This window comes from Microbulbifer guangxiensis (genome assembly GCF_021729075.1).
Classification (GTDB): Bacteria; Pseudomonadota; Gammaproteobacteria; order Pseudomonadales; family Cellvibrionaceae; genus Microbulbifer; species Microbulbifer guangxiensis.
Window position 1 is genome coordinate 841,890 of sequence record NZ_JAJSAQ010000001.1, and the last position, 25,543, is coordinate 867,432.

29 protein-coding genes are annotated in these 25,543 nt (G+C 62.7%); 17 read left to right on the forward strand and 12 right to left on the reverse strand.

Going from position 1 to position 25,543, the window contains the following annotated elements:
• Positions 1–77: 77 nt before the first annotated feature.
• The 7 genes from LVD12_RS03735 (at position 78) to LVD12_RS03765 (ending at position 6,954) form a co-directional block, all read left to right on the forward strand.
• Complete coding sequence (locus LVD12_RS03735; protein WP_237065707.1) at positions 78–1,682, forward strand: 5-guanidino-2-oxopentanoate decarboxylase; 1,605 nt, start codon at positions 78–80, stop codon at positions 1,680–1,682.
• 23 nt (positions 1,683–1,705) lie between these two features.
• Positions 1,706–3,139, forward strand: a complete 1,434-nt coding sequence (locus LVD12_RS03740) for an aldehyde dehydrogenase family protein (protein ID WP_237065708.1) — start codon at positions 1,706–1,708, stop codon at positions 3,137–3,139.
• Between the two features lie 265 nt (positions 3,140–3,404).
• Positions 3,405–3,620: a hypothetical protein gene (locus LVD12_RS03745; RefSeq protein ID WP_237065709.1), complete on the forward strand. Its 216-nt coding sequence runs from the start codon at positions 3,405–3,407 to the stop codon at positions 3,618–3,620.
• 95 nt (positions 3,621–3,715) lie between these two features.
• Positions 3,716–4,915 carry a glycine C-acetyltransferase gene (locus LVD12_RS03750; protein WP_237065710.1) on the forward strand — a complete coding sequence of 400 codons (1,200 nt, stop codon included), beginning with the start codon at positions 3,716–3,718 and terminating at the stop codon, positions 4,913–4,915.
• Between the two features lie 90 nt (positions 4,916–5,005).
• Positions 5,006–6,031 carry an L-threonine 3-dehydrogenase gene (tdh, locus tag LVD12_RS03755; RefSeq protein ID WP_237065712.1) on the forward strand — a complete coding sequence of 342 codons (1,026 nt, stop codon included), beginning with the start codon at positions 5,006–5,008 and terminating at the stop codon, positions 6,029–6,031.
• Positions 6,032–6,239: 208 nt separating this feature from the next.
• Complete coding sequence (gene sodC / locus LVD12_RS03760) at positions 6,240–6,770, forward strand: superoxide dismutase [Cu-Zn] SodC (protein ID WP_237065714.1); 531 nt, start codon at positions 6,240–6,242, stop codon at positions 6,768–6,770.
• A gap of 25 nt (positions 6,771–6,795) precedes the next feature.
• A complete protein-coding gene (locus LVD12_RS03765; RefSeq protein WP_237065716.1) occupies positions 6,796–6,954 on the forward strand; it encodes a hypothetical protein in 159 nt (52 codons plus the stop codon).
• Between the two features lie 18 nt (positions 6,955–6,972).
• Here LVD12_RS03765 and LVD12_RS03770 read toward each other — a convergent pair whose 3' ends face one another.
• Complete coding sequence (locus LVD12_RS03770) at positions 6,973–7,686, reverse strand: alpha/beta fold hydrolase (protein ID WP_237065718.1); 714 nt, start codon at positions 7,684–7,686, stop codon at positions 6,973–6,975.
• Here LVD12_RS03770 and LVD12_RS03775 point away from each other — a divergent pair.
• Positions 7,685–7,990, forward strand: a complete 306-nt coding sequence (locus tag LVD12_RS03775; RefSeq protein WP_237065720.1) for a hypothetical protein — start codon at positions 7,685–7,687, stop codon at positions 7,988–7,990. The two genes, LVD12_RS03770 and LVD12_RS03775, sit on opposite strands and share 2 nt — an antisense overlap.
• Complete coding sequence (locus LVD12_RS03780) at positions 7,987–8,541, forward strand: DUF1439 domain-containing protein (RefSeq protein WP_237065722.1); 555 nt, start codon at positions 7,987–7,989, stop codon at positions 8,539–8,541. The genes LVD12_RS03775 and LVD12_RS03780 overlap by 4 nt, the downstream gene beginning before the upstream one ends.
• Here LVD12_RS03780 and LVD12_RS03785 read toward each other — a convergent pair.
• Together LVD12_RS03785 and LVD12_RS03790 are read right to left on the reverse strand one after the other, a co-directional pair.
• On the reverse strand, positions 8,538–9,821 hold the full coding sequence (locus LVD12_RS03785) for a cation:proton antiporter (RefSeq protein ID WP_237065724.1): 1,284 nt from the start codon (positions 9,819–9,821) through the stop codon (positions 8,538–8,540). The two genes, LVD12_RS03780 and LVD12_RS03785, sit on opposite strands and share 4 nt — an antisense overlap.
• A 52-nt stretch (positions 9,822–9,873) precedes the next feature.
• Positions 9,874–11,418, reverse strand: coding sequence for an FMN-binding glutamate synthase family protein (locus LVD12_RS03790; protein WP_237065726.1), 1,545 nt, complete (start codon positions 11,416–11,418; stop codon positions 9,874–9,876).
• Positions 11,419–11,531: 113 nt separating this feature from the next.
• Between LVD12_RS03790 and LVD12_RS03795 the strand changes: the two genes are divergently transcribed.
• Positions 11,532–12,620: a PA0069 family radical SAM protein gene (locus LVD12_RS03795; RefSeq protein WP_237065728.1), complete on the forward strand. Its 1,089-nt coding sequence runs from the start codon at positions 11,532–11,534 to the stop codon at positions 12,618–12,620.
• A gap of 78 nt (positions 12,621–12,698) precedes the next feature.
• On the forward strand, positions 12,699–12,986 hold the full coding sequence (locus tag LVD12_RS03800; protein ID WP_237065730.1) for a GIY-YIG nuclease family protein: 288 nt from the start codon (positions 12,699–12,701) through the stop codon (positions 12,984–12,986).
• A 27-nt stretch (positions 12,987–13,013) separates the two neighbouring features.
• On the opposite strand, the gene LVD12_RS03805 is transcribed toward LVD12_RS03800, so the two are convergent.
• The 3 genes from LVD12_RS03805 to LVD12_RS03815 all read right to left on the reverse strand — a co-directional run bounded on the left by LVD12_RS03805 (position 13,014) and on the right by LVD12_RS03815 (position 14,743).
• Positions 13,014–13,211, reverse strand: a complete 198-nt coding sequence (locus LVD12_RS03805) for a zf-HC2 domain-containing protein (protein WP_237065733.1) — start codon at positions 13,209–13,211, stop codon at positions 13,014–13,016.
• Positions 13,208–13,867 carry an RNA polymerase factor sigma-70 gene (locus LVD12_RS03810; protein WP_237065735.1) on the reverse strand — a complete coding sequence of 220 codons (660 nt, stop codon included), beginning with the start codon at positions 13,865–13,867 and terminating at the stop codon, positions 13,208–13,210. The genes LVD12_RS03805 and LVD12_RS03810 overlap by 4 nt, the downstream gene beginning before the upstream one ends.
• A gap of 180 nt (positions 13,868–14,047) precedes the next feature.
• Positions 14,048–14,743: an SDR family oxidoreductase gene (locus LVD12_RS03815; protein WP_237065737.1), complete on the reverse strand. Its 696-nt coding sequence runs from the start codon at positions 14,741–14,743 to the stop codon at positions 14,048–14,050.
• A gap of 53 nt (positions 14,744–14,796) precedes the next feature.
• Between LVD12_RS03815 and LVD12_RS03820 the strand changes: the two genes are divergently transcribed.
• The 6 genes from LVD12_RS03820 (at position 14,797) to LVD12_RS03845 (ending at position 20,193) form a co-directional block, all read left to right on the forward strand.
• The gene (locus tag LVD12_RS03820) at positions 14,797–15,117 is read left to right on the forward strand and encodes a DUF3301 domain-containing protein (RefSeq protein ID WP_237065739.1); all 321 of its coding nucleotides are present in this window, start codon (positions 14,797–14,799) and stop codon (positions 15,115–15,117) included.
• A 13-nt stretch (positions 15,118–15,130) separates the two neighbouring features.
• Complete coding sequence (locus LVD12_RS03825) at positions 15,131–15,361, forward strand: DUF1653 domain-containing protein (RefSeq protein ID WP_237065741.1); 231 nt, start codon at positions 15,131–15,133, stop codon at positions 15,359–15,361.
• A gap of 72 nt (positions 15,362–15,433) precedes the next feature.
• Positions 15,434–16,501, forward strand: coding sequence for a saccharopine dehydrogenase family protein (locus tag LVD12_RS03830; RefSeq protein WP_237065743.1), 1,068 nt, complete (start codon positions 15,434–15,436; stop codon positions 16,499–16,501).
• Positions 16,502–16,659: 158 nt separating this feature from the next.
• Positions 16,660–17,190: a phosphatase PAP2 family protein gene (locus LVD12_RS03835; protein WP_237065745.1), complete on the forward strand. Its 531-nt coding sequence runs from the start codon at positions 16,660–16,662 to the stop codon at positions 17,188–17,190.
• Positions 17,187–18,254, forward strand: a complete 1,068-nt coding sequence (locus tag LVD12_RS03840; RefSeq protein WP_237065746.1) for an MJ1255/VC2487 family glycosyltransferase — start codon at positions 17,187–17,189, stop codon at positions 18,252–18,254. Before LVD12_RS03835 ends, LVD12_RS03840 begins: the two co-directional genes overlap by 4 nt.
• Positions 18,255–18,390: 136 nt before the next feature.
• Positions 18,391–20,193 carry an acyl-CoA dehydrogenase gene (locus LVD12_RS03845; RefSeq protein ID WP_237065749.1) on the forward strand — a complete coding sequence of 601 codons (1,803 nt, stop codon included), beginning with the start codon at positions 18,391–18,393 and terminating at the stop codon, positions 20,191–20,193.
• A gap of 48 nt (positions 20,194–20,241) precedes the next feature.
• On the opposite strand, the gene LVD12_RS03850 is transcribed toward LVD12_RS03845, so the two are convergent.
• The 6 genes from LVD12_RS03850 to LVD12_RS03875 form a co-directional block, all read right to left on the reverse strand.
• The gene (locus tag LVD12_RS03850; protein ID WP_237065751.1) at positions 20,242–21,588 is read right to left on the reverse strand and encodes an ATP-binding protein; all 1,347 of its coding nucleotides are present in this window, start codon (positions 21,586–21,588) and stop codon (positions 20,242–20,244) included.
• A 17-nt stretch (positions 21,589–21,605) separates the two neighbouring features.
• A complete protein-coding gene (locus tag LVD12_RS03855; protein ID WP_237065753.1) occupies positions 21,606–22,280 on the reverse strand; it encodes a response regulator transcription factor in 675 nt (224 codons plus the stop codon).
• Between the two features lie 27 nt (positions 22,281–22,307).
• Positions 22,308–22,649 carry a PepSY domain-containing protein gene (locus tag LVD12_RS03860; RefSeq protein WP_237065755.1) on the reverse strand — a complete coding sequence of 114 codons (342 nt, stop codon included), beginning with the start codon at positions 22,647–22,649 and terminating at the stop codon, positions 22,308–22,310.
• Between the two features lie 43 nt (positions 22,650–22,692).
• Positions 22,693–23,223: a glycine zipper 2TM domain-containing protein gene (locus tag LVD12_RS03865; protein ID WP_237065757.1), complete on the reverse strand. Its 531-nt coding sequence runs from the start codon at positions 23,221–23,223 to the stop codon at positions 22,693–22,695.
• A 123-nt stretch (positions 23,224–23,346) separates the two neighbouring features.
• Positions 23,347–24,096, reverse strand: coding sequence for an alpha/beta fold hydrolase (locus tag LVD12_RS03870; protein ID WP_237065760.1), 750 nt, complete (start codon positions 24,094–24,096; stop codon positions 23,347–23,349).
• Positions 24,097–24,141: 45 nt separating this feature from the next.
• The gene (locus LVD12_RS03875) at positions 24,142–25,530 is read right to left on the reverse strand and encodes an L-cystine transporter (RefSeq protein WP_237065762.1); all 1,389 of its coding nucleotides are present in this window, start codon (positions 25,528–25,530) and stop codon (positions 24,142–24,144) included.
• Positions 25,531–25,543 lie beyond the last annotated feature (13 nt).

Consider the following 25,543-nt stretch of genomic DNA (forward strand, 5'->3'; position numbering starts at 1 on the left):
GCGCTTGCGTGCTTCCTGCGGTGCGGCTAGGCTCGGCCCTCATTCGAACAAACAACAGACAGGGAATAAGAGCAGTTATGTCCTCCGCACCCACTTGTGCCCAGGTATTGATGCGCCTGCTGCGCGAATACCAAGTTGAAAAAGTTTTCGGCATCCCCGGTGTCCACACCATCGAATTGTATCGGGGCCTGCCGGGCAGTGGCCTGCAGCACGTAACCCCCCGGCACGAGCAGGGTGCCGCCTTCATGGCCGACGGTTACGCCCGCGCCAGTGGCAAGATCGGTGTCTGCTTCCTGATCACCGGTCCGGGGCTGACCAATGCCGCCACCGCCATGGCCCAGGCCTATTCCGACTCCATCCCCATGCTGGTGATCTCCGCGGTCAACCGCCGCGAGGACCTGGGCATGGGCCGCGGACGCCTGCATGAACTTCCGCGCCAGAGTGACGTGAGCCGCGGTTATTGCGTCTGGCAACACAGCGTGACCCAGGCGGAGCAGCTGCCGGAAGTCATGCACCGCGCATTCCAGCTGCTCAATTCCGGGCGCCCGGGGCCGGTACACATCGAAATCCCCATCGACCTGTTCCCCGCCCCCATGCCCGGCTCGATGGATGATTACCGCGCGGCCCCCACAGCAGCGAGGCCCGCAGCCAGCGACGCTGCCGTCACTACTGCTGCCGAATGGCTGCAGAAGGCGGAGCGCCCGGTAATCCTGCTGGGTGGCGGCGCTCAGGCCTGTGCCGTCGATGCCACCGCACTGGCAGACAAGCTGGCGGCACCGGTGTTCGAGTCTCTCGCTGCCAAGGGCATCGTCGACGAGCGCCATCCGCTCTGCGGCGGCGCCAACCTGAGCTTCGATGCCGTGCGTAACCGGATTGAGAACGCCGATGTGGTTCTCGCCGTAGCAACAGAGCTGGCGGAAACGGACCGCAATCTGGTGCGTGAGAACTACAACTTCAAGGGCAAGCTGATCCGCGTCGACATCGATGCCGGCCAGCTGGTCTGCAACGCCAGCCCGGACCTGGCCATCTGTGCGGATGCGGCCGAGACCCTGGCCCAGCTGAACCGCGCCCTGCCCGAGGGTAACGCCGAGCGCCGGGACCAGGCCGCCGACGAGCTGGCAGAGATCCTGCAAGCGTGCCGCAAGGAGTGGTGGCCGGGTTCCGAGGAACGCTTCCCCTGGGTGCAGGCCCTGCGTGCCGCCCTGCCCGAGGATGGCGTGCTGGTTACCGACTCCACCCAGTTGGCCTACAACACCAATCATGCCCTGCCGCTGTACCGGGCTCGCAGCCATGTGACCTGCACCACCGGTTACGGCACGCTCGGCTTTGCCCTGCCGGCGGCGATCGGCGCCCGCCTTTCCACCGAACGGGATGTGGTGGCATTGATCGGCGACGGCGGTCTGATGTTTACTCTCGGCGAGCTGGCCGTGGCGGTGGAACAGGAACTGCCGCTGCCGATCCTGGTGTGGAACAACGCTGGCTATGGCGAAATCCGCGACTTCATGGATGATGCCCAGGTGCCCCAGGAAGGCGTCAACCTGCGCACCCCGGACTTTGTGGCACTGGCCAAGTCCTTCGGCGCCGAGGGGTGCCGGATCGATCGCCCGGAACAACTGGGCCCGGCAATTGCTGAGGCGCTGTGCCGCAACACACCGACCTTTATCGAAATCACCGCGCCCTGAGGGGCCGCAGACGGAATGGTGTTATGACTGATTTGAGCAAACTGCATACCGACAAGCTGTATATCAATGGCCAGTGGCAGGAATCCCGCGGCGGCGACCTGCATGCCGTCATCTGCCCGGCCACCGAGGAGAAAATCTGTGATGTCGTCCAGGGCACGGCCGAGGACGTCGATCTGGCCGTAAATGCTGCGCGCGAGGCCTTCAAGACCTGGCGCAATACCACCGCTGATGAACGCGCCGCCTTCCTGAACGCCATTGCCGATGGCATGGAGGCCCGCAAGGAAGAACTGATCCAGGCAGTTTCAGTCGCCCTGGGCTGCCCGGCGCACATCACCGAATGGCTGCACGTGGATGGCCCCATTTACGCGACCCGCTTTTATGCCAAGCGCGCGCACCTGATGGAAGAGACCGAGAAAGCCGGCCACTCCCTGATCATGCGCGAGCCGGTAGGTGTATGTGGATTCATCACCCCATGGAACTACCCCCTGCACCAGTTCGTCGGCAAGGTGGCTCCCGCCATCGCCGCCGGCTGCACCATGATTGCCAAGCCTTCGGAGATGACGCCGCTGCAGGACTATGTGATGGCGGAAATCATCGACTCTGTGGGCCTGCCCGCCGGTGTCTTCAACCTGCTTCCCGGCGCCGGCCCGATCGTCGGCGCGGCCCTGTCCGCCCATCCGGATATCGACATGGTGTCCTTCACCGGCTCCACCCGTGCCGGCGTGGAAGTCGCCCGCGCAGCGGCACCGACGGTGAAGCGCGTGTGCCAGGAACTGGGCGGCAAGTCGCCGTTCATCATCACCCCGGATGCGGATCTCGAAGCCGCGGTGCGCTGGGGCTGTGAAGATGTGTTCATCAATACCGGGCAGACCTGTACGGCTCTGACCCGCATGCTGGTACCGGCAGAGCGCTACGAAGAAGCCGTGGAGATTGCCAAGCGCGTGGCCGAGGAAGTGCAGCTCGGCCAGGGTGGCGATGCCTTTATGGGGCCGCTGTCTTCCGCTCGCCAGCGCGATATCGTGCGCAGCTACATCGACAAGGGCATCAGTGAGGGCGCACGCCTGGTGACCGGCGGTGCCGAGGCGCCCGAGGGCCTGGAGAAGGGCTTCTACGTCAAGCCCACGGTCTTTGCCGACGTCAGCAACGATATGGCCATCGCCCGCGAGGAGATCTTCGGCCCGGTCACCTGCCTGATCCCCTACAAGGACCTGGACGAGGCCATCGCCATCGCCAACGACAGCGAGTACGGTCTCTCCAGCGGGGTCTGGGCCAGGGATGCCGAGAGCGCGCTGCCGGTGGTGCGTCGCCTGGAGGCGGGTCTGTGCTTCGTCAACGGCGGTGAGTTCAACTACGATGCGCCCTTCGGCGGCTACAAGCGTTCCGGCAACGGGCGCGAGTTCGGCGAGGCCGGCCTCGATGAGTTTATCGAACTGAAATCCGTGCAGATGCCGGCATAAACCTCTGCGCTGCCCCCGCCCGGGGGCAGCCGTGTTGACTGTCCATTCCCGCCCCGCTATCTTTCCTCCCGACATCAAGAGAGTGGCTGACGCCAACGCCAACCTGCCAACCGGGGCAAGGTGGTTGCTCTCTCACCGCCGAACGCGGGGAGAGAGGATGGGACTCGATTTTCCACAAGAAAATCTCGGGTAATCCAACCGGAATCGCGAACCGCGCTTCGCAGCTTCCACGTCAGCCCTCCAAAGCTTTTACCTTGGAGGGACCATGTCCGAATCACCGAATTCCAGCACAGTATTCGTCGAAATACAGATCGCCAACCAGCGCAGCCGCACCGCCGTCCGCGCCGTGCGACAGGGTGACCGCCAACTGCTGTGGCAGCTGCTGTTCGACACCGCGGAAGAAGCGTTAGAATTCGCCACCACCTGCCGCACCAGTGACAGACCGGTCACGGCCCACAAGGCCTGTGAGATGGCGGGATGAACGCTAACCTTGTGTATTCGCCAGTGTGTCCGGGCAAATTGTGGATACACTGCCGGGCGCCACAAGCGCAACTCTGAGGAGCCAACAAGAACACCATGTCCAAGTCTGAGCAATTCTTCCAGCATCTGCGCGAGGAGCTGAAGCAGATCGAGGCCGATGGCCTGTACAAGCGCGAGCGCATCATTACCTCGCAGCAGGCAGCCGAAATCCAGGTCAACAACGAACTGCCGGTGCTGAACTTCTGCGCCAACAACTACCTGGGCCTCGCCAACCACCCGGACCTGATCGAAGCGGCGAAAGAGGGCCTGGACCAGTATGGCTTCGGCATGGCATCGGTGCGCTTTATCTGCGGCACCCAGGACATCCACAAAGCACTGGAATCCCGCCTGTCCGAATTCCTGCGTACCGAGGACACCATCCTCTACACCTCGTGCTTTGATGCCAACGGCGGCCTGTTCGAGACCCTGCTCGGCCCCGAGGATGCGATCATTTCCGATGCACTGAACCACGCCTCCATCATCGACGGTGTGCGCCTGTGCAAGGCCAAGCGCTTCCGCTACGCCAACAACGATATGGCGGACCTGGAAGCCAAACTGAGGGAAGCAGATGCCGCGGGTGCGCGCACCAAACTGATCGCCACCGACGGTGTCTTCTCCATGGACGGTGTGATCGCAGACCTGAAGACATTGTGTGACCTGGCCGACAAGTACGACGCCCTTGTCATGGTGGACGACTCCCACGCGGTGGGCTTCCTCGGCGAGCACGGCCGCGGTACCCATGAACATTGTGACGTGATCGACCGCGTCGACATCATTACCGGCACTCTGGGCAAGGCCCTCGGCGGCGCCTCCGGCGGCTACACCTCCGGTCGCAAAGAAATCATCGACATGCTGCGCCAGCGCTCGCGCCCCTACCTGTTCTCCAACTCCGTGGCCCCGGCCATCGTCACCGCCTCCCTGAAGGTGCTGGACATGCTGATGGAGGGCGGCGAACTGCGGGAGAAGCTGCAGGAAAACTCCGCCTACTTCCGCCACCGCATGACCGAGGCCGGCTTCACCCTGGCGGGGGCCGATCATCCGATTATTCCGGTGATGGTGGGCGATGCCGCCCTCGCCCAGAAGATGGCCGACAAGATGCTGGAACGCGGTATCTATGTCGTGGGCTTCTTCTACCCGGTGGTGCCCAAGGGCCAGGCCCGCATCCGCACGCAGATGTCCGCCGCGCACACCCGCGAGCAGCTGGACCGCTGCATCGATGCCTTCGTGGAAGTTGGCAAAGAGCTCAATATCATTTAACCCATTCATTCACCGCGGCCCGGGTTCCGTCACGAGCGGACCCCGGGCCTTGTGCTGGCCGGTCCATCACCGCCAGAAACGGGATTACGCATGAAAGCACTGTCAAAACTGAAGTCGGAGCCGGGCATATGGCTCACTGACGTGGAGGTCCCGGAACCGGGCCACAACGACCTGCTGATCAAGATCCGCAAGACCGCGATCTGCGGCACCGACATGCATATCTATCACTGGGACGAGTGGTCGCAGAAGACCATTCCGGTGCCCATGGTGGTCGGACACGAGTACGTGGGTGAAGTAGTGGGCATGGGCCAGGAAGTGGCCGGCTTCGAAATCGGCGACCGGGTTTCCGGTGAGGGCCACATCACCTGCGGCCACTGCCGCAACTGCCGCGCCGGCCGGCGCCACCTGTGCCGCAATACCTACGGCGTCGGTGTGGATCGCCAGGGAGCCTTTGCCGAATACCTGGTCATCCCGGCCCTAAACGCGTTCAAGATACCGGAAAACATTCCGGATGAGCTGGCCTCGATCTTCGACCCGTTCGGCAACGCCGTGCACACGGCCCTGTCCTTCGACCTGGTTGGCGAGGATGTATTGATCACCGGCGCTGGCCCCATCGGTATCATGGCCGCTGCCGTGGCCCGCCATGTGGGTGCCCGCCACGTGGTCATCACGGATATCAACGACTATCGCCTCGAGCTGGCCCAGAAAATGGGTGCCACCCGGGCAGTGAATGTCAGCCGCGAAAAGCTCACCGACGTGATGAATGAGCTGGGCATGAGTGAGGGTTTCGATGTGGGCCTGGAGATGTCCGGCGTGCCGGTAGCCTTCCGCGACATGCTGTCGGCCATGAATCACGGTGGCAAGATCGCCATGCTGGGCATTCCCGCCGGCGAGATGGCCATCGACTGGAGCCAGGTGATCTTCAAGGGGCTGATTATAAAAGGGATCTACGGTCGCGAGATGTTCGAGACCTGGTACAAGATGGCGAGCCTGATCCAGTCCGGTCTCAACCTGGAACCCATCATCACCCACCAGTTCAGCATCGATGACTTCCAGAAAGGCTTCGACACCATGGCCTCCGGTGAATCCGGCAAGGTCATCCTCAACTGGCTGTAAGTCCTTCGCGCCGGGTTCACCTGCAGGTGGGCCCGGCGCGGTTGTCCCATCCCCTCCCCCGATATTGAAACGGCATTCGCCGGATCCTGCGGAATTGGGCAAACAGGCCCAACTGCTTCTAGACTCAGGTAACAGGTCCCAAGCACGAATTTACGCGCCAACCCCAATGCGGTGAACCGCATCGGCCGGCGTCACGGAGGAGCACACCATGAAACTGAGTTGTCGTTATCTGCTGGGCGCTGCAGCGCTGAGCCTCGCGTCCCTGGCCCGGGCCGACATTGTCATCGAGATGCACTCCGTCAGCGCCGATGGTGTGGGCAAATCCCTGGGCAAGGTGATCGCGACCCAGTCCAAGTACGGCGTAATATTTACTCCGATGCTTGAGGGCCTACCCGCCGAGGGCACCCTGCACGGCTTCCATGTGCACCAGAATCCCAGCTGTGAACCCGCAGAGAAAGAAGGGAAGATGGTGCCGGCCCTGTCCGCCGGCGGACACTATGATCCCAAGAAGACCAACCGCCACAGTTTTCCATGGGGCACCGGGCATCTGGGTGACCTGCCGGCGCTCTATGTCGATATGGACGGTAAAGCCACCAGCCCCGTCCTGGCACCGCGACTGAAACTCTCCGACCTCAAGGGTCGTGCACTGATGATTCACGCCGGCGGCGACAATTACTCGGATCAACCGAAACCCCTGGGCGGCGGCGGCTCGCGGGTCGCCTGTGGCGTGGTGCGCTAGGGAAGTTCAGAAGCGGAGAGCCGCAGTGAAACGCATCATCATCCCGCTGTTGATCGCTGTGCTCCTGCTGGCCCTTGCCGGCACCATTCAGCAGTGCACCAAGGGCGAGCGTGAGGCCAGCGGGGATGAGATAAGCCGGAGTGTGCCGGCTCCCGACAGATCCGTGCTGGCGCCGGGCCGATGAGCCCGGCGCGCTTAACCCTCACTGGATCAGGGACACCTGGCGATCATAGGTGTACGACTGCAGTCCGAAGTGGCCATAGGGGTAGGTGTAACTTGCACGCTCCCCGGCAATCTGGCTCGAGTGCACCCCGCCTACGGTGCACACCCCGGTGGTACAGACGATCTGGTCAGACCAGCTCTTGATCGAATAGACACGACTGGCGATGGTCTTGCCGTACAGCCAGTCGAGGAAGGGACTGGATACCGAGAGGCCGTAGTAGCCGCAGGTGCTGTTGTAGACATTGAAGGGATAGGTACCACAGCTCCAGAGGCCGCGGTAGGCACCGGCAATCCCGACGAAGGCATCGACCTTGTCCTTCACACCCGCTTTCACGATCTGCTGCGCCGCCAGTGTCACCCCCATGGAATGGCCGATGACATCGATCTTGCCGGTGCAGGAAGCAGCGATGGCGCTCTGGATCGCATTGCGCACCGGTGTTTCCTCCGAGCCGTTGTGATCGTTACAGGCCGCACAGCTTTTGGAACCCCAGTTCGGCAGGTAGATCTGGCCAGTGGAAAAACCCTGGCTTTTCAGTTCCTGCACCGTATTGTCCCAGTCGGAAGGCGAGCCGGAGTTTCCGTGCACGAGTACGATATTGTCTGTGCAGGCAGCATAACCGGCTGTTGCCAGCAACCATGAACCCAGAAAGCCAATAATGCCGACGGCGCGCACCGTCAGTGAGCGGTATGACATGGTGTTTTCCTCTGTTTTCTCTCATTATTTTTATGTGGCGCAACCCTACCGCTGGCAGCGTCCTGTCCCTCTGCGCGGGGTTGGCAACCCGGCTCTTATGGAGCGAATGCCCTCCCACCCGACAGAAATGGCATGGATGGGCTCGGGGCAGTATCCGACCAAGGTCGTAGATGGCGGCGGTTTGATTGACCTGGCGCACAATCTGAAGCCGATGGCGCTGCATTTTTCTGTAGCAGACTGCCCTACCCCCTCACGCACGCCGGGCAAAGTCAGCCGCAAGCCGGGATGGAAAGACGCAATATGAAAACCGGTCTTGTCACCCTGTGTATCGCCCTGCTGCTACTGGCAGCGGTCGGCTATCTGTTTTACGCCAATCGCGAACACCAGATCCGTATTCCCGAAGCACGGCTTCAGCAACGATTTGAACAGCGCCTGCCGCTGACAAAAACCTATCTGAAGATTTTCGATGTGACGCTGGAAAATCCCCGTGTCCAGCTACAGGAAGAGACCGGACGCATCGGCGCCGGCATGGATATCCAGGTGGAACTCCGCACGCCGAACAAAACGCGGCAGATTCAAGGCACCGTGGATATGACTGGGCTGGTCCGATATGAAGCGGGCAGTGGAACCTTCTACCTCAATGAGCCCCGGATCGAACGGCTGGAACTTGGAAACCTGGAAGAGCCGACCCTTGAGCGGGTACGCACACTCATTCAGAGAGCGCTCGAAGAATATTTCTCCCTTCAGCCCCTGTACGAATTGAAACCCGGCGATATCCGCCAGCGGGCAGCACGCATGGTGCTGCGAAAGGTAGAGGTTCAGGGCGACGAGCTGGTGATTACCCTCGGTCTCTAGGTATCTTTCGACGACTCGCTACTGGTCGCGCCGACCGCAGGTTTATTCAGCAGCCAGCGACAGGTGGTGCCCTGCACCAGCAGGGAGAACAGCACCACCCCGAATACCATGGATTGAATGGTCCACCAGTAGGGCAACTCCTCCGGCAGGGACAGCACCAGCGCAACCGCCACGACTCCGCGCAGTCCACCCCACCCCATCACCAGGCGCCACTCCTTGGGAATCGGCGGGCCGATAAAACGCGCGGCCGGTGCCAACATGAAAATGGTCAGCGCACGGGCACCGACCGCGGCGGCGACGGCAATGATCATCGCCAGCCAGCGCTCGCTGAACATCTCCCACGTAATAACCAGTCCCATGATGACAAAAATAAGGGCACTGAACATCAGGCTGAGCCACTCCCAGGTCGGCGCCGCATGGGCCAGGAAAGTGTCGCGCTGCTCCCGCAGGCAGGCTCGCGCCACGATGCCGCAGGTCATCACCGCCAGAATGCCGGAGACATGCACCATACGCTCCGCCAGGTAAAAACTGCCAAAGGCTGCCAATAGCAGTACCACCAGAGCAGCGCCGGCGGAGCGCAGGAACAACACCACAATTGCCGTCAGCAGGCCACAGACCAGCCCCACTGCCAGCCCGCCAAAGAAAGTGGCGAGGAAATACACCGTCACGGCGCCATATCCCTCAAGCGCATCACCGGTGCTTGCGCCGCCTTCCATCACCGTATGCAGCGCAACGCCGAGGGTAAGGCTGTAGAGGACGATGGCAGCGGCGTCGTTGAACAGGCTCTCCCCTTCCACCAGGGTAATCAGGTCCTCGCCAGACTCCCCCGTACGCAACTTGTTGACCACGGACACGGGGTCGGTTGCGGCGAGAATCACGCCGGTCAGGAAGGCGGCAATCCAGGGAAAGTCCTGCGGGCGATCGATACCGTAATAAGTCAGCAGTCCGATCAGGATGGCTGAGATGAGAACCCCAAGGGTAGAGAACAGCAGCACCGGACCCAACCAGCGTTTCAGCACGGCGGGCTCGATCTGCCAGGCGGCCTCGAATATCAGCACCGGCAGGATCACGAAGAACACCAGCTCACGCATGTTGTGGGCGCGCAGGCCGGTATCGAAATTGATGGCCGGCAGCAGCATGCCCGCGAGCACTCCGGCAATCAGGCAACCGAGGGTGTTGTCCGTACGCAGGATCCGCGCCAGTGCCAGGCCCACCACTGCGGCCAGTGCCATGTAAAGCCCCTGCCCAACCAGCGTGATCACACCATTGGCAGATTCCATTGCCTTCTCCCTTTTGCTCCGACTGCCCCGAATTCCCGTCGCGGCCCGCTGATTATTCGGCGCCCCGGTCTGAGGCAATCACCGATTTGGGCTTTACCTCCGGCACCAGCTCGGCCAGCGGTGTGGCCAGCCCGCGCTCGTTGATGACCTCCACGTGATGGCGCCGCAGCTGCCGCGGCTCACGCACACCACAGGAGTGGGCGATGGTGCCCACCTCGTAGGCGAGATTGCGGGCGTAATTGCTGACCCGCTCGGCCTTGTCCACCGGATCCAGACCCTGCTGCAGGTCCGGGTTATGGGTCGTCACGCCGGTGGGACAGGTATTCTTGTTGCACTGCATGGCCTGAATGCAGCCCAGGGCAAACATGAAGCCGCGACCACAGTTGACGAAATCCGCACCCATCGCCAGGGCCCAGGCCACCATTGACGGCGTCAGCAACTTGCCGGACGCAATCACCCTGATCCGGTCCCGCAGCCCGTACTGGGCCAGAAGGTCGACCACCAGTGGCAGGCTGCGGTTGATGGGCAGCCCCATGTAATCCATCAGGCTCTGGGGTGCGGCGCCGCTGCCCCCATCGGCACTGTCGATGGTGATGAAGTCTGGCGCGTATTCGAGGCCCCGCAGCTGGATGCGCTCACACAGCTCGTGCAGCCAGTCACTGGTGCCGATCACACACTTGAATCCGGTGGGTTTGCCGGTGACCGCGCGAATACGGTGGATCATATCCAGCAGGCCATCGACGTCCCTGAATTCCGGGTGACCGTTGGGGCTGATGGAATCCTGCCCCACCGGAATACCCCGCACGCGGGCGATCTCTTTCGTCACCTTGATGCCGGGCAGAATCCCCCCCTTGCCCGGTTTGGCGCCCTGGGAAAGCTTCAGCTCGAACATCTTCACCTGGCGCAATTCCGCCACCCTGCGGAGCTTTTCATCGCTGAGGCTCCCCTTCAGGTCGCGCACGCCGTATTTGGCGGTGCCGATCTGGAACACGATGTCGCAGCCTCCGCTCAGGTGATGATCGGACAGTCCGCCCTCACCGGTGTTGAGCCAGATCCCGGCCCTTGCCGCGCCGTGAGACAGGGCTGTCACCGCCGGCACCGACAGAGCGCCAAAGCTCATGCCGGAAATATTGACGATAGCACTGGTGGTATAGGGGTGCTCCGCAAAGCCCTCTCCCAGTGTCACCTCCCGCGGTGGCACCGCGTCCTTTGTCAGGGTGGGAAAGGGATGGTTGAGAAACAGTACGTCACCCGGCTGGTTCAGCGGGCGCGTGGAGCCGAAAGCGGAGGTTGAATCCACATTCTTGGCCGCGCGGTAAACCCAGCTGCGCTGGGCGCGGTTGAACGGCAGCTCTTCCCGGTCGAGGGAAAAGAAATACTGGCGGAAAAACTCGCCCAGGTGCTCAAACTTGTAGCGGAAACGGCCCAGCACCGGAAAATTGCGTCGGATGGCGTGTTTCGACTGGCTGATGTCCGACAGGTACATGTAGAGCACATAGAGCACCAGCACCACCAGTGCGAAGGCGAACAACAGTGCGAAAACCTCCAGCACCTGCATCGCAAACGCTCGTATCGCCGCAACTGCCTTCAAGTCCATTCCGCTGCTCCCTGGTCTGTCGAATCCCTATTGTATGTGGCGTCCACGCACTTGCACCAGCTGACCCGCCCAACCTAAACTGTACATCCATACAGATTTCAGGACTGCACGCCTTGGCCAACGACCATCCGGACAACCCCACCCGGTACCATCGGGGACGCGGTGCGGTCAGCAACCTGGCCGGACGCTTCGCCTCCTCTACCAGTACCCTCGAGAATGATGGCTGGGATCTTGAGGAAGCGTTGCCGGGACGGCCGCAGACCATGGCGCTGCCGGAACGGGCAAAGAGTATCATTGCCACAAACCGCTCCCCGGACATTCCCTTCGACCAGTCCATCAACCCCTATCGGGGCTGTGAGCACGGTTGCATCTACTGCTATGCCCGCCCGGCCCACGCCTACGTGGACCTCTCGCCGGGACTGGACTTCGAGACCCGGCTGTTCTTCAAACCCGATGCACCGGCACTACTGGAACAGGCGCTGCGCAAACCGGGCTACCGCTGCAGCCCCATCGCGCTCGGCTCCAACACGGATCCCTATCAGCCGCTGGAACGCCAGCACCGTATTACCCGGCAGCTGCTGGAGGTGATGCTGCGCTTCCGCCAGCCGGTCACCATCGTCACCAAGGGACAGCTGATCCTCGACGATCTGCCACTACTGGCAGAACTGGCCCGGGAAAACCTGTGCCGGGTGGCGATCAGTGTCACGACTCTCGATAGCGAACTCAAGCGCCGGCTGGAGCCGCGCACCGCCGGCCCCGCGGCACGGCTGCGTATCATCGAGGCACTGAGCGGTGCCGACATCCCGGTGGCGGTGATGGCCGCGCCGATGATCCCTGCAATCAATGACGGTGAACTGGAGGCGATCCTCTCGGCTGCACGGGATGCGGGCGCCGACCAAGCGGCCTATATCCTGCTTCGCCTTCCCCACGAGGTAGCGCCGCTCTTTCGCCAGTGGCTGCAGGAACATTATCCCCAGCGCATGACCCATGTGATGAGTCTCGTGAACCAGAGCCGCGGCGGCCGTGACTACGACAGCGATTTTACTCAGCGGCAAACCGGCAGCGGGGTTTTCGCCCAGCTGCTGCAACAGCGTTTTCGTGTTGCCTGCCGACAGCTGGGCCTCAACAGGCGCCGCCGCGATCTCGATTGCAGCCGCTTTGCCCTACCACCCCGGGCCGGCGACCAGCAATCGCTGTTCTAGAGAACCTCCGTCAATTCGCCCCGGGTGTTTTCAAAAGCACGGCGAATTGCGGACAATGTGGCGACGGAGGACAGGCGATTGAGCGACTGGTTTGTTTATCTGATCCGCACCGGGCGGGGTGCCCTCTACACCGGCATCACCCGCGATGTGGAGCGCCGCTTCAGGGAGCACAGCGGCGGTGGCCTGAAGGCGGCCAAGGCCCTGCGCGGGCGCGGCCCACTGGAACTGGTATTCCAGTGCGCACTGCCGGACCACTCCACGGCACTGGTGGTGGAAGCGAGAATCAAGAAATGGCAGAAAGCCAGAAAAGAAGCGCTGGTGCGCGGTGACATCACCTTGCCCGAGGCCGGGACAACCGGGCTATGAACGATGTTGAGGGTGACACCCCGGGGCTCACTCCCTGCCGGAGTTTCCCTCGTCCCGACGGGCGTAAGCACGGCATATTTTTCGCAGTGTGGCCATCTGTTCGGCAAAGTTGCGACAACCGCGGCACATGGCCAGATGCATACGCAAGCCCATGCGCTCGGACAGGCTCAGCTCTCGCTCCTGGGCTTCTGACAGGAGTCGGGTGATTTCTCGACAGTTCTTCACGATTCCTCCCGGGCCTCACCGGCCTGAAACCAGTTGTTCTCGAGGCACTCCCGCAGACGCATGCGCGCCCGGTGCAGGGTGACATTGAGGTTACTGACCGAGATCTCCGCAGCGGCGCAGATTTCCGGTGTTTCCAGCTCGATGAATTCCCGCATCATGAACAGCCGTGCCTGCTGCCCCGGTAACCGGTCGAGGCATGCCTCGAACACTCGCCAGAAATGGCGATCGTGAACAGCGGACTCCGGATCCTCCCAGTGCGCAGGGCGCTCATCGCGTCGCCAGTGGCCGCGGGCATTGAACAGCTCGTCCAGGTCCCGGTGTTCCTCATCGCTGCTCAGCAGGCTCTGCGCGTCAGGCTGCCTGCCGCGGGCCCTCAGGAGATCGGCGATTTTGTTCTTCAGGATGGCGAACACCCAGGTCTTGAGCGCCGCGCGGCCATTGAAGCTGCGCGCACTCTTCAGCGCCCCGAGCAGGGCCTCCTGAACCGCATCTTCTGCGAGGTCCGCATCGCCCAGTTGCAGAACCGCAAAGCGCTGCAACTGTCGCCTCAGCTCTTCCAGGTATACGGGATCCTGCAGGTGCGCCGCCTCTCCCTGTGCGGCGTGTGCCAGATTGCGGCCCACCTCCCCGGATTTGGTGCCTGAATCCTCTACCACCGTTTGTCCTCCGGTGCCGTGCCACTGAGCCCCCACAACCGGGTACCGGCTGATTTGCTATCCGGTAACGCGGCCGGTCAGTGAGCCTTCGCTACCTCAACCTGCTCTGTCGTCCGGTTCAGGGGGATTATTACAGTGACCTAGCTTTGAATATCCGACTTTGTTCCGTGACAGGCATTGCTACCAGGGAATCGGGCTGCCGTCATAGTTCAGGAAGGAGCCACTCTTTTCTGACTTCGTGGTGAGCAGCACCTGCTTGAGGCCGCTGACACTCTCTTCGGGGGAAATCAGCGCATTGGGGCCGCCCATATCCGTCTGCACCCAGCCCGGGTGCAGGGCAATGACCGTAATGCCGCGCTCAGCCAGGTCGACCGACAGGCTTTTCACCACCTGATTGACTGCCGTTTTCGAGGTCCGGTAGATATACCCCCCGCCCGATGCGTTGTCGGCAATACTGCCCACCTTGCTGCTGATGACAGCAATCAGCTTGCGCTCACTGGCGGCGACATTGGCGCAGAAGGTCTCTGCCAGCATATAGGGGGCAATGGTGTTGGCCTCCAGCACCTTGCGCCATTCGTCCCGGTCCACCCGTCCAAACAGGGTTCCCTTGGGGCCGTAATAGCCGGCGTTGCTGAGCAGGATATCGATAGGCTGGTCCTTCAGGCGCTCCGCCAGCTGCGCCATCTGCCGGTAATCGGTCACATCCAGCGTGTAGACCTGCAGCTTCGGGTACTGCCGCTCCAGCGCCTTGAGTTCCTCGGCCCGGTCCAGGTCGCGGCAGGTCGCCACGACCTTCCAGCCATCGGCGGCAAACTGGCGGGTCAACTCGAGGCCAAGGCCGCGGTTGCACCCGGTAATCAGAATCGTTCCCGGCATCACAACTCCTTCGTGTTATTCTCGCGTCCCTGAATGATAACAACTGAGTGTCGATGCTTTACTCATTGAGCGATCTTTTCTGGCTATTCCTGCTTGCTCTGGTTGGCTGGTACCTGTGGAACGGCATGGCTGCCAAGGAACAGGTGCGCCGCGCCGCCGCGAGGCACTGTATGCAGCTGGGTGTGCAACTGCTGGACGACACCGTCGTCCTGGTGCGCACCCGCCTGCGCCGGGACGACCGCGGCCAACTGCGGCTGCAGCGCAATTACGAATTCGAGTTCACCTCCACGGGTGAAAGGCGCTACAGCGGCGTAGTCACCCTGCACGGCCAGCGTATCACCCAGATGCAGCTGTCCCCCCACCACCTGGCGTGACGATGGACCGGCGATGACGGCGACCTGCACCTGCCCGCGGGGCATCTACCGCCACTACAAGGGCCTGCTCTACGAAGTCATGGAAGTCGCCCGGCACAGCGAGACCGGCGAGCTGCTGGTGGTCTACCGGGCACTCTACGGGGAATACGGTGTCTGGGCGCGCCCGCTGTCGATGTTCACCGGATCCGTGGAACGCGACGGTGCCCTGGAGCCGCGCTTTGCGCTGGTACAGGCATTTGACTAGTTCGCTGACTCGCCAGTAAGGTTGCGTCACCATTTTCCACCCCCAAACCCCCAATGAGAGCAGGGCCCATCGGTGAACAATAAAAAAATCATGATCTACGGCGCCTACGGTTATACCGGGGAGCTGATCGCCCGTGAGGCCGTATCCCGTGGCTACCAGCCCATCCTGGCCGGTCGCAGCGCCGAGAAACTGCAACCCCTGGCCCAGGAGCTGGGCCTGGCGGCCATGGCCATCTCCCTCGACGCCAGTGAAACCCTGGAGCGCACCCTGCGGGATATGGACGTGGTGATTCACTGCGCGGGACCGTTTTCTGCCACTGCCGAACCGATGATGCGCGCCTGTATCGCTGCCGGCACCCACTACCAGGACATCACCGGCGAGATGCAGGTATACCAGCGGGCCCACAACCTGCATGAAGAGGCCAGGGCAGCCGGTATCGTGCTCTGCCCCGGCACCGGCTTTGACGTGATTCCCACGGACTGCCTGGCCGCGGCCCTGCACGAGGCCATTCCCACCGCCACCCACCTGACCCTGGGCTTTGACTCCGATTCCGGCCTGAGCCCGGGGACAGCCAAGACATCCATCGAGAGCCTGGGCGTCGGCGGCGCCGTGCGGCGCAATGGTTCCATCGAGGTGATCGGCCACGGCGAACTGACCCGCACCATCGACTTCGGCCGCGGGGAGAAGTTCGCCGTCGCCATTCCCTGGGGGGATGTGGCCACCGCCTATTACACCACCCGGATTCCCAACATCGAGGTATACATTCCCATGAGCCCCCGCAGGGCCAAAAAGCTGAAGCGTCTCAATGCCTTCCGCTGGCTGCTGAAAATGCCTTGGGTGCAGAACTGGCTGAAACAGAAGGTCGACAAATCGGTGCAGGGTCCCAGCGAGGAAAAGCGTGCCGGACAGAAAACCTGGGTGTGGGGCGAAATCCGCAACGACCGCCGCGGCGAGCGCAAGATCGGCCGCGTGGAGACCGCCAACGGTTACGACGTCACCGTGCACGGATCCCTGGCGGTGATGGAGTTCCTGCTGAGCTACAAGGGCGACGGCGGCTACTTTACCCCGTCAGCGCTGTGCGGCTGGGAGCTGGTGGAGCGACTGCCCGGCTCCAGTATGATCAAGATCGGTATCGACTGACCGCCCGCAACCAGGGCAGAGTTCGACGGGCGCGCTAGGCGCCCGGAGCCCCGTTCCTGTCCGGGCACCAGCGCCGTCCGGCGCGAATCCCGCCATCTTTCATGTTCCTGACATAAATCGTTCAAGTCAGCGCAATATTGCGTTCGTAACTTGGCGGCATGAAAAGCTTACCCGTCACCCTGAAAGCATTCGATGTGTCACTGGTACTGCACATGGCACAACGGGCATCGCGCCCCGCCTCCCGACAGCGCTTCCTGTGGCTGTCCAGGTCTGCAGACGGCTGGCTTTACCTGATATCACCGCTGCTGGTGGCACTGGCCAACACCGCCAGTGCGGCGGCCCAGTTCTTTACCGTTTGCGGTACGGCCTTCGCGCTGGAACGTTCCCTCTACTGGACCATCAAGAACACCACCCGGCGCCTGCGCCCGCCTCAGGCAATTCCCGGCCTGCGCTCGGTGGTCGTGGCCAGCGATCGCTTCAGCCTGCCCTCCGGACATACTTCCGGGGCCTTCCTGTTCATCACCCTGTTATCCCAGTTACTCAGCCCCCTGTGGCTACTGGGCTACTTTTGGGCTGCGGGGGTGGGTGCTTCCCGGGTTGGCCTGGGCGTTCACTTTCCCACCGATGTCTGCGCCGGTGCTGCCCTCGGCACCAGCGTAGGCCTGTTGATCAGCGGAGCAATGCTTTGAAGATACTCTACGGCGTTCAGGGCACCGGAAACGGCCATATTTCCCGCGCCAGGGCGATGGCCCGCGCCCTGCAATCTCACCCGCAACTGCAGGTGCAATGGCTGTTCTCCGGCCGCAGCCCGGAAAAACTGTTCGGCATGGAACCCTTCGGGGACTATTGGTGGCGCGAGGGACTGACATTCGTGCACCGTGGAGGCAGGATCGACCAGCTCGCCACTGCCCGTCAGCTGAACCCACGCCAGCTGATCCGCGATATACGCGAGCTGCCGGTCAGGGACTTCGACCTGATGATCACCGACTTTGAACCGGTCACCGCCTGGGCGGCCAAACGGGCTGGCGTCCCCAGCCTTGGCCTGGGCCATCAGTACGCATTCAACTTCGCCATTCCCGCGCCGCGCTTCAACTGGATGGCCCGGGCCATCATGCGGGCTTTTGCCCCCGCGCAACACAGCCTCGGCATGCACTGGTATCACTTCGGCCACCCGATACTGCCTCCTATCGCCCAGCCTCACCACAGCCCAGACAACGGTGAGCACATCCTCGTCTACCTGCCATTCGAGAACCACTCGCAACTGCTCAAGGAGCTCGCCAGGCTGCCACAACGATTTATCGTCTACGGCGCCCCTGAAGAGCTGCCGGCGGCGGATAACCTCGAGCTCAAGGCACCCTCAATCGATGGATTCCAGCGGGACCTCGCCAGTGCCCGCGCGGTCATCTGCAACAGTGGTTTCGAGTTGATTGCGGAGACATTGGCCCTGGGCAAACCGATTCTCACCCGCCCCCTGAGTGGCCAGTTCGAGCAGGAGGCAAACGCCCGCGCACTGAACGAACTGCAACTGGCCACGGTGGTGCCAGCGATTGATGCCACCGGTATTCGTCGCTGGCTCGACTGCCAACCCACCGGCGTGCAGATCCAGTGGCCCGACGTGGCGGGCAGCATTGCCCAGTGGCTGGCTTCCGGTCGCCAGCAAACTGCCGGGGAGCTCGCGGATGGTCTGTGGGAGCAGGTGGTACCGGGCCGCCGCACCAACGCCGTCGAAGCAACAGGAGTAGCCCTGGACTGACTGTCCGTATCCGCCCCGCCCGCTGGCCCGATTCATCATTGCCGCCCGGCCCCTGCCCCGCTAACGTCTGTCCCTGATTCACCCCGCGTGCCGCGGGGTGAATGCCGGCGAAATGACGATCAACGGTGGAGCGCACATGGATACACCCCTACTCAACGAGCGGGATATCGACTTCCTGCTGTATGAACTTCTCGACACCGAATCCCTGCTGCAGCGGCCACGTTACCGGGAACACTCGCGGGAAATTTTCGATGCGACCCTGAATACCGCGCGCGCCATCGCCGGAAAATATTTCGCCAACCACAATGCCAGTGGCGATGCCAACGAACCCCACTTTGATGGCGAGAAGGTACACCTGATACCCGAGACCAAGCAGGCCTGGGACGCTTTTGCCGCGGCGGGCTTCTTCGCCGCCCACTGTGACGAGGAAGAGGGCGGGCTGCAGCTGCCGGAGGTGATCCTGCGCACGGCAATGGCCTATATCAGTGCCGCCAATGTGGCCTCCGCGGCCTACCCTTTCCTGACCATCGGTGCCGCGAACCTGATCCGCTCATTCGCCGGGGAAGAACTCAAGTCCCGCTTTCTGGGGCCCATGCTGGAGGGACGTTTTGCCGGCACCATGGCACTGACCGAGCCCGACCAGGGCTCGGCACTGGGTGACCTCCGCACCACTGCCACACCAACTGAAGATGGCAGGTTTCGGTTGCGCGGCCAGAAGATGTATATCTCCGGCGGCGACCACTCCCTGACCGACAACATCGTGCACATGGTGCTGGCGCGAATCGATGGTGCACCCGCCGGGTTCAAGGGGATCTCATTGTTCCTGGTACCCAAATTCCTGGTCAGTGAACAGGGGCAGGTCGGTGAGCGCAATGATGTGCAGCTGGCCGGCCTGTTGCACAAAATGGGGTACCGCAACACCACCTCCACAGTGCTCAGTTTCGGTGAGCACGGCGGTGCAGTGGGCTACCTGGTCGGGGAACCCAACCGCGGCCTCTCCTACATGTTCCAGATGATGAACGAGGCCCGTATCGGTGTCGGCATGGGGGCGACGGTACTCGGCTACCAGGGCTACAACCACGCCCTCGACTATGCGCGCTCGCGACCCCAGGGCCGCCCGCCGTCGAACCGCGATCCGTCCTCACCGCAGGTGCCGATCATCCGTCACGCCGATGTGCGCCGCATGTTGCTGGCCCAGAAGACCTATGTGGAGGGGGCACTGGCACTTTGCCTCTACGCCTCATCCCTGCACGAGGACTCGCACACCGCTGCCGATGCGGCGCAGAGGGAAAGTGCCGCCCTGCTGCTGGACCTGTTGACGCCGGTGGTGAAGTCCTGGCCCTCGCGCTACGGCGTCGTCGCCAACGATCTCGCCATCCAGGTGCTGGGCGGCGCAGGCTATACCCGCGAATATCCCCTGGAGCAGCTCTACCGGGACAACCGGCTCAACCCAATCCATGAAGGCACCGAGGGAATCCAGGCGCTGGACCTGCTCGGCCGCAAAATACCCGCGGGCGGGCTGGCCGCTTTCCAGCTTCTTCAGGAGGTAATCGGCCAGACCCTGATGGAGGCGCGGGACTGCCCGGCACTGGTGGCTCAGGCAGAGGCGCTGGAACACTCCTTGCAACAGCTGGGCGAGACGACCCTGCAGCTGATGGGTCAGTTGCAAACGGATGTCGACCGGGGCCTTGCCAACGCCAGCCTCTACCTGGATGCCTTTGGACGCGTGGTGTTGGCGTGGATGTGGTTGCGACAGGCGCTGGCGGCGCAGCGAGGCCTCGAATCAGCCAGCGGCCATTCGGAGCAGGATTTCTATCGCGGCAAGCTACAGGCAGCGCACTATTTCAGCGAGTGGGAGTTGCCACAGGTCGGCCCGCAGCTGGCCTTGCTGGCAGCGGGCAACAGCACCCCGTACGACATGGAGGACGCCTGGTTCTGAAGCGGGAGTTTTATTGGACGAAACCGGGCCCGGGGAGGCGGGCGCGAGTCAGAGGGTGATGGAGATCTGCGCCCCGCCCAGTTCGGCAGCACGCACCGCAATCTCACCTTCGTAACTGGAGACGATATCCACCACCACCGCCAGCCCGATGCCCTGCCCCGGCTGCTGCTGGTCCGCCCGCACACCGCGGCGGGTGATCGACTGCCAGGCCTCGGCATCGATGCCCGGACCATTATCGGAAACGTCAATATGCAGCCGGCGGCCTTCCTCGCCGTTGGCGAGCCGTACCTGGATTTTGCCGTTACCGTACTTGTAGGCGTTGTCCAGCAGGTTGCCCAGCAGCTCCATCAGGTCGCCCTCGTCACCGTAAAACAGTGGCTCACCGTGGCACTCCACTCGCACATCGGCCGGCCTGTCCCGATAAACTTTTTCCAGGGCATCGAGAATCTTCTGCAACAACGGCGCCACGGGTACCCCGCGCAGGATGGACTTCGGTGAGCTGGTCACGGCACGCTGCAGCTGGTAGCTGATAATGCTGTCCATCCGCTGCACCTGCTCGATCAGTGCGGTATAGGCAGCGCGGTGGTCGCGGCTGAAATTGAGTCCTTTCAGCACCGCCAGCGGCGTTTTCAGGCTGTGGGCCAGGTCGGCGAGAGTGTGGCGGGTCTTCTCCCGTTGCCGCCGCTCGTTCTCGATCAGCAGGTTGAGGTTGTCCGTGAGCGGTTTCAGCTCCCGCGGAAAACGGCCTTCCAGCCGGTCGCTGCCACCCTCCTGCATCTCCTTCAGTGAGGCCGCCACCCGGCCCAGCGGCGCCAGTCCCCAGCGCAACACCAGCCACTGGCTCAGCACCAGCAACAGGGCACCGAGGCCGAGCCAGCGCCACAGGGTGCCGCGAAACTGGGCGACCTGGCCCCGCAGGGGTTCCGCATCCTCGAGCACCACGAAGGTGAACTGCGGTTCGTTGTCGAGTCCCCAGGCAATGCCCTGGCGCAAACTCATGAAATCACCGGCCCCGGGAATGCCCACCGTGCCGAATGCCTCGCGGTCCTGCGGCAGGGGGTGAGAGGGCAGCTGCGGCAGCGTCAGTGCCGACTCCGAGCGCCAGATCACCCGCCCGCGGGCATCGATCACTGCCCCCACGAGTCCCGAGTCCGGCTGGTTGAAACGCTGCTCCCTCAGTACCGGCGGAAACCACAGCGAATTCCCATCGAGCTCCGCCACCGCCAGCAGGGTATAGATATGCAACTGCAGCTCACGCTGCTTGGCTGCATCCAGAGATGTGCGGTAGGCGTGTTCCAGCGCACCGGAAATGAGTAACAGGAACACCACCAGCACGGCAGAGGTGAGCAGGGACAGGCGCCCCTTGAGGGAGTGTAACCAGCTGGAAAAGCCCAAAGTACGAGCGCCGCTGGTCAGGCCGGAGCCACGAAGCGGTAGCCGCGGCCGCGCAGTGTCTCGATCGGTTTGAGTCCGCCGGCCACGTCGAATTTTTTCCGCAGGCGGCCGATAAACACCTCGATCACATTACTGTCGCGGTCACAGTCCTGTTCGTAAATATGTTCCGTGAGTGCGGTCTTTGACACCACCTCGTCCGGATGCAGCATCAGGTATTCGAGCACCTTGTATTCGAAGGAAGTGAGATCCAGTTCCACGTCACCCACGGCAACCCGGTGGGAACTGGTATCGAGGGAAATAGGACCGGCCTTGACCACCGGTGAGGAGAAGCCGGCCGAGCGGCGTACCAGGGCGTTGAGACGGGCCAGTAATTCCTCGGTGTGAAAGGGCTTTACCAGATAGTCATCGCCACCGGCTTCCAGCCCGTTGACCCGCTCCTGCCAGTGGCCGCGGGCGGTCAGGATCAGGATTGGGAAGTGGCGGTCTTCGCCGCGCAGGGTTTTGATGACCTCGATGCCGTCCATCTTCGGCAACCCCAGGTCCATCACCGCCACATCGTAGGGAAACTCACGGCCCAGGTAGAGAGCCTCCTCTCCATCCGGGGCCTCGTCCACGGTGTAGCCGGCTTCGCGTAGCGATGCCGCCAGTTGCTGGCGCAGCAGCACCTCGTCTTCCACTAACAGAGCGCGCATAGCTCCCCTCCCCCTGAAAAACCGAATCTAGCGGACGATGCGTCCGTTTCGCTTGTCCACGTAGACCACGTAAACCTGACTTTTATCCGACAGGCCTTTTACCCGGTACATGGGGCGACCATTTTTTTCCACTGCGGAAACCGCGAGAATCTTGCCGCCGAAACGCCGTTTGACGATGGCCGCCGCCTCATCCCGCGACACCTCCCCGCGCTGCGCCGGCGCCCAGCGCTGCAGCGCAGCCGTCCGCACCGGCTCCATCAGTGGCTGCCAGGCAGCGGCCTGTACCGGTGCCACCCCGGCTGCGCCGACACCGCAAAGTGCCAGAGCCAGCAGAGTGGCAATACTTTTGGACTTACCGGTCAGTTTCACAGTTGCGCTCCCGGGGGCATTGCAGAAAAAGGGCCAATGACGGTTACCAAGCGGGTGTCACGTCGACCCGCACCCGAATTCTATCGCCCGGATGTGTATCCGTGCGAGTCAGATAATGCCGCCCATTATAGCGATAGCGAACATCGTATCCGACCAGTTCCCGCTCCGTGGTAAATTGGTCCACCACCTGACACCGCTGTTCGGTACCGTAGCGGACCTTGCCGGCACGACTGATTTCGTGGCCGATAGCCGCGCCCACAGCAGCCCCGGCCAGTGTCCGCGCATTGCGCCCCCGGTGCCGGTGCCCCGCCTCCCGACCGACAGCCGCGCCGATCAGGCCGCCGATCACGGTACCGGCGGCAGAACCGGGGCCCGGATAGGCGACGGTTTCCTCCCAGCACTCGGTGCGCGGGCGGCGTACCTGGATGTCCCGGTAAATCGGCGTCACATCGGTGACCCGGGCAAAATCGTAGCCGTCACCATCGTGGTGGTAGCCACTGCCACCAGCCTGGACACTGGCACTGGCAAGGGCCGCCAGCAGCGCCGGGACGGCCAGTTTTCGGTGCAGGTGCATTGGATCGTCTCCCTTCGGGTATCAATGGGAGCACTTTAGGGGGGCGTCACTGAATCAAAGCTGAACTGCGCAGCCGGCTTCTGCCAGCCCGGAGCAATTGCCCGACAACATCCGCCGGAAAAGTTATCCGGGAAAGTTATCCAGGGGTGAGGACAGCCAGGTGAGCATGGCATCTGCCAGCGCGCCGGGGCGCTCCAGGGGAAGCATATGCCCTGCGGCAGGGATTTCCCGCACGGTGAGATCCCGTCGCCGGCGCCGCAGCCCCTGTAGCCATGAGCGGGTCACCAGCGTGTCGTGCTCGCCATAGCAGAAGGTGACCGGTAGCGGCAGACTCGCAAGGGCATCGGCCAGGTCCTTCCGCTCGGAGGTGCCCCCCAGCTGCGCAATGAGGGCCGCCTCGCCGAGTGTTGCATCCATGGCACGCATCGTTCGGGCGATATCCGCGCGCTCGCGACTTTCGGGGCCGAGCATGGCGGCAATCTTGCGATCGCTGATGCCGCCATAACCGTGACGCCTGACCCAGTTGAGCAGCTGTCGCCGCTGATTCAGTTCTTCCTCTGGCAGGGCGCAGGGCGTGTTAGAGCAGATGAACAGCCGCCGGATCCGCTGCGGATAAGCTGTCGCCAGGGCCGCGGCCAGGTAGCCACCGAGGGAAAAACCGAACAGGTTGACCGGTTGCTCCGGCAGACGAGAGAGCAGCCCCTCGACCAGTGCCGCCACGGAATCCCCAGCGGGAATGGGGATATGATGTGGCGCCACACCCGGAAGTTCCGGCAACAGCGATTCCCACAGCCGCTCATCACACATGGTTCCGGGAATCATGTGCAGCGGTGTCTTCGTGCCCTCAGTCGCGCTCATGTCGACAGTATTCATTCTGGTTCTGACCGTTATCGAAACAGTGCTGCTTTCTCAGCCAGCTCAGCCAGGCTGGGGCCCATCGGCAGTCTCCTGAGTAGCGGGACCATCGGTTCCCGGATTGCCCAGCCAGCGCTGGGTGAGTGTGCCCGCAGTCATGGCGCCATTGACGTTCAGGGCAGTGCGGGCCATGTCGATCAACGGCTCAACCGAAATCAGCAACGCGGCGATGGTCACCGGCAACCCCATGGCCGGCAGCACCACCAGCGCGGCAAACGTCGCCCCCCCGCCCACACCGGCAATACCGAACGAACTGATCACCACCACCGTCACCAGGGTCAGCAGCCACAGCGGATCCAGCACGTCGACCCCCATTGGCACCGCGACCATCACCGCGAGCATTGCCGGATAGAGTCCGGCACAACCGTTCTGCCCGATGGTCGCACCGAAAGAGGCGGAGAAATTGGCAATGGCGGGGCTGTTACCCAGTTTATCGACCTGGGTTTCCACATTGAGCGGAATGGTCGCCGCACTGGAGCGGGAACTGAAAGCAAAAATCAGCACCGGCCACACGCGGGCGAAATATTGTCGCGGACTGACACCGTTCACCAGCAGCAACAGACCATGCACCACGAACATCAGTGCAATGGCGACAAAAGAGGCCACCACAAAGCTGAAAAGATTCAGGATATCCGCCCAGCTGGACTCCGTAATCAGGACTGTTACCAGCGCCATGACCCCATAGGGCGTAAAGGCCATCACCAGGCGCACCAGCTTCATGATCCACACCTGGGCAATACTCACGAAGTGCTCGATGGCCTTGCCCTGTTCGGGGCTCTCCCGACGCACCGCCAGGGCAGCGAGCCCAAGTAGTACGGCAAAGATCACCACCGCAATGACGGAAGTATCGCGGGCCCCGGTGAGGTCGAGGAAAACATTTTTCGGAATGAAGGTCAGTAACATCTGCGCCAGACCCACTCCCTCGACCCGGCCGATGCGCTCACCCAGCTCTTCCGCCCGCGCAGTTTCGCGGGAACCTTCCACCAGGCCGGCAGCGCTCAATCCGAAAAGTTCGGCCATCAGGATGCCGATCAGTGCGGCCACGGCCGTGGTTGCGAGCAGTATCGACAGCACCGACAGGCTGATCTTGCCCAGGGACTCGGCGCTGTGCATTTTCACCACCGCACCGAGTATGGACACCAGAACCAGCGGCATCACCAGTAGGTGCAGTAAGCGGACATAGCCCTCGCCGACCAGTTCGATCCATGGCAGGAGCGCCTCCGGGCGCAGGCCCCACTCGCGGGAGAATTGCACCAGGGCGCCGAACAACACCCCCAGCAACAGACCGGCGAACACTGCCGGCGCCAGGCTTTGCCGGCTGCGCTGCCACAAAAAGAGCGGCCAGAATGTGGCAAAGAAAGCGGCCAGCAAGAGTAGGGAGCTGAGTTGCATAGGATTCAATTCC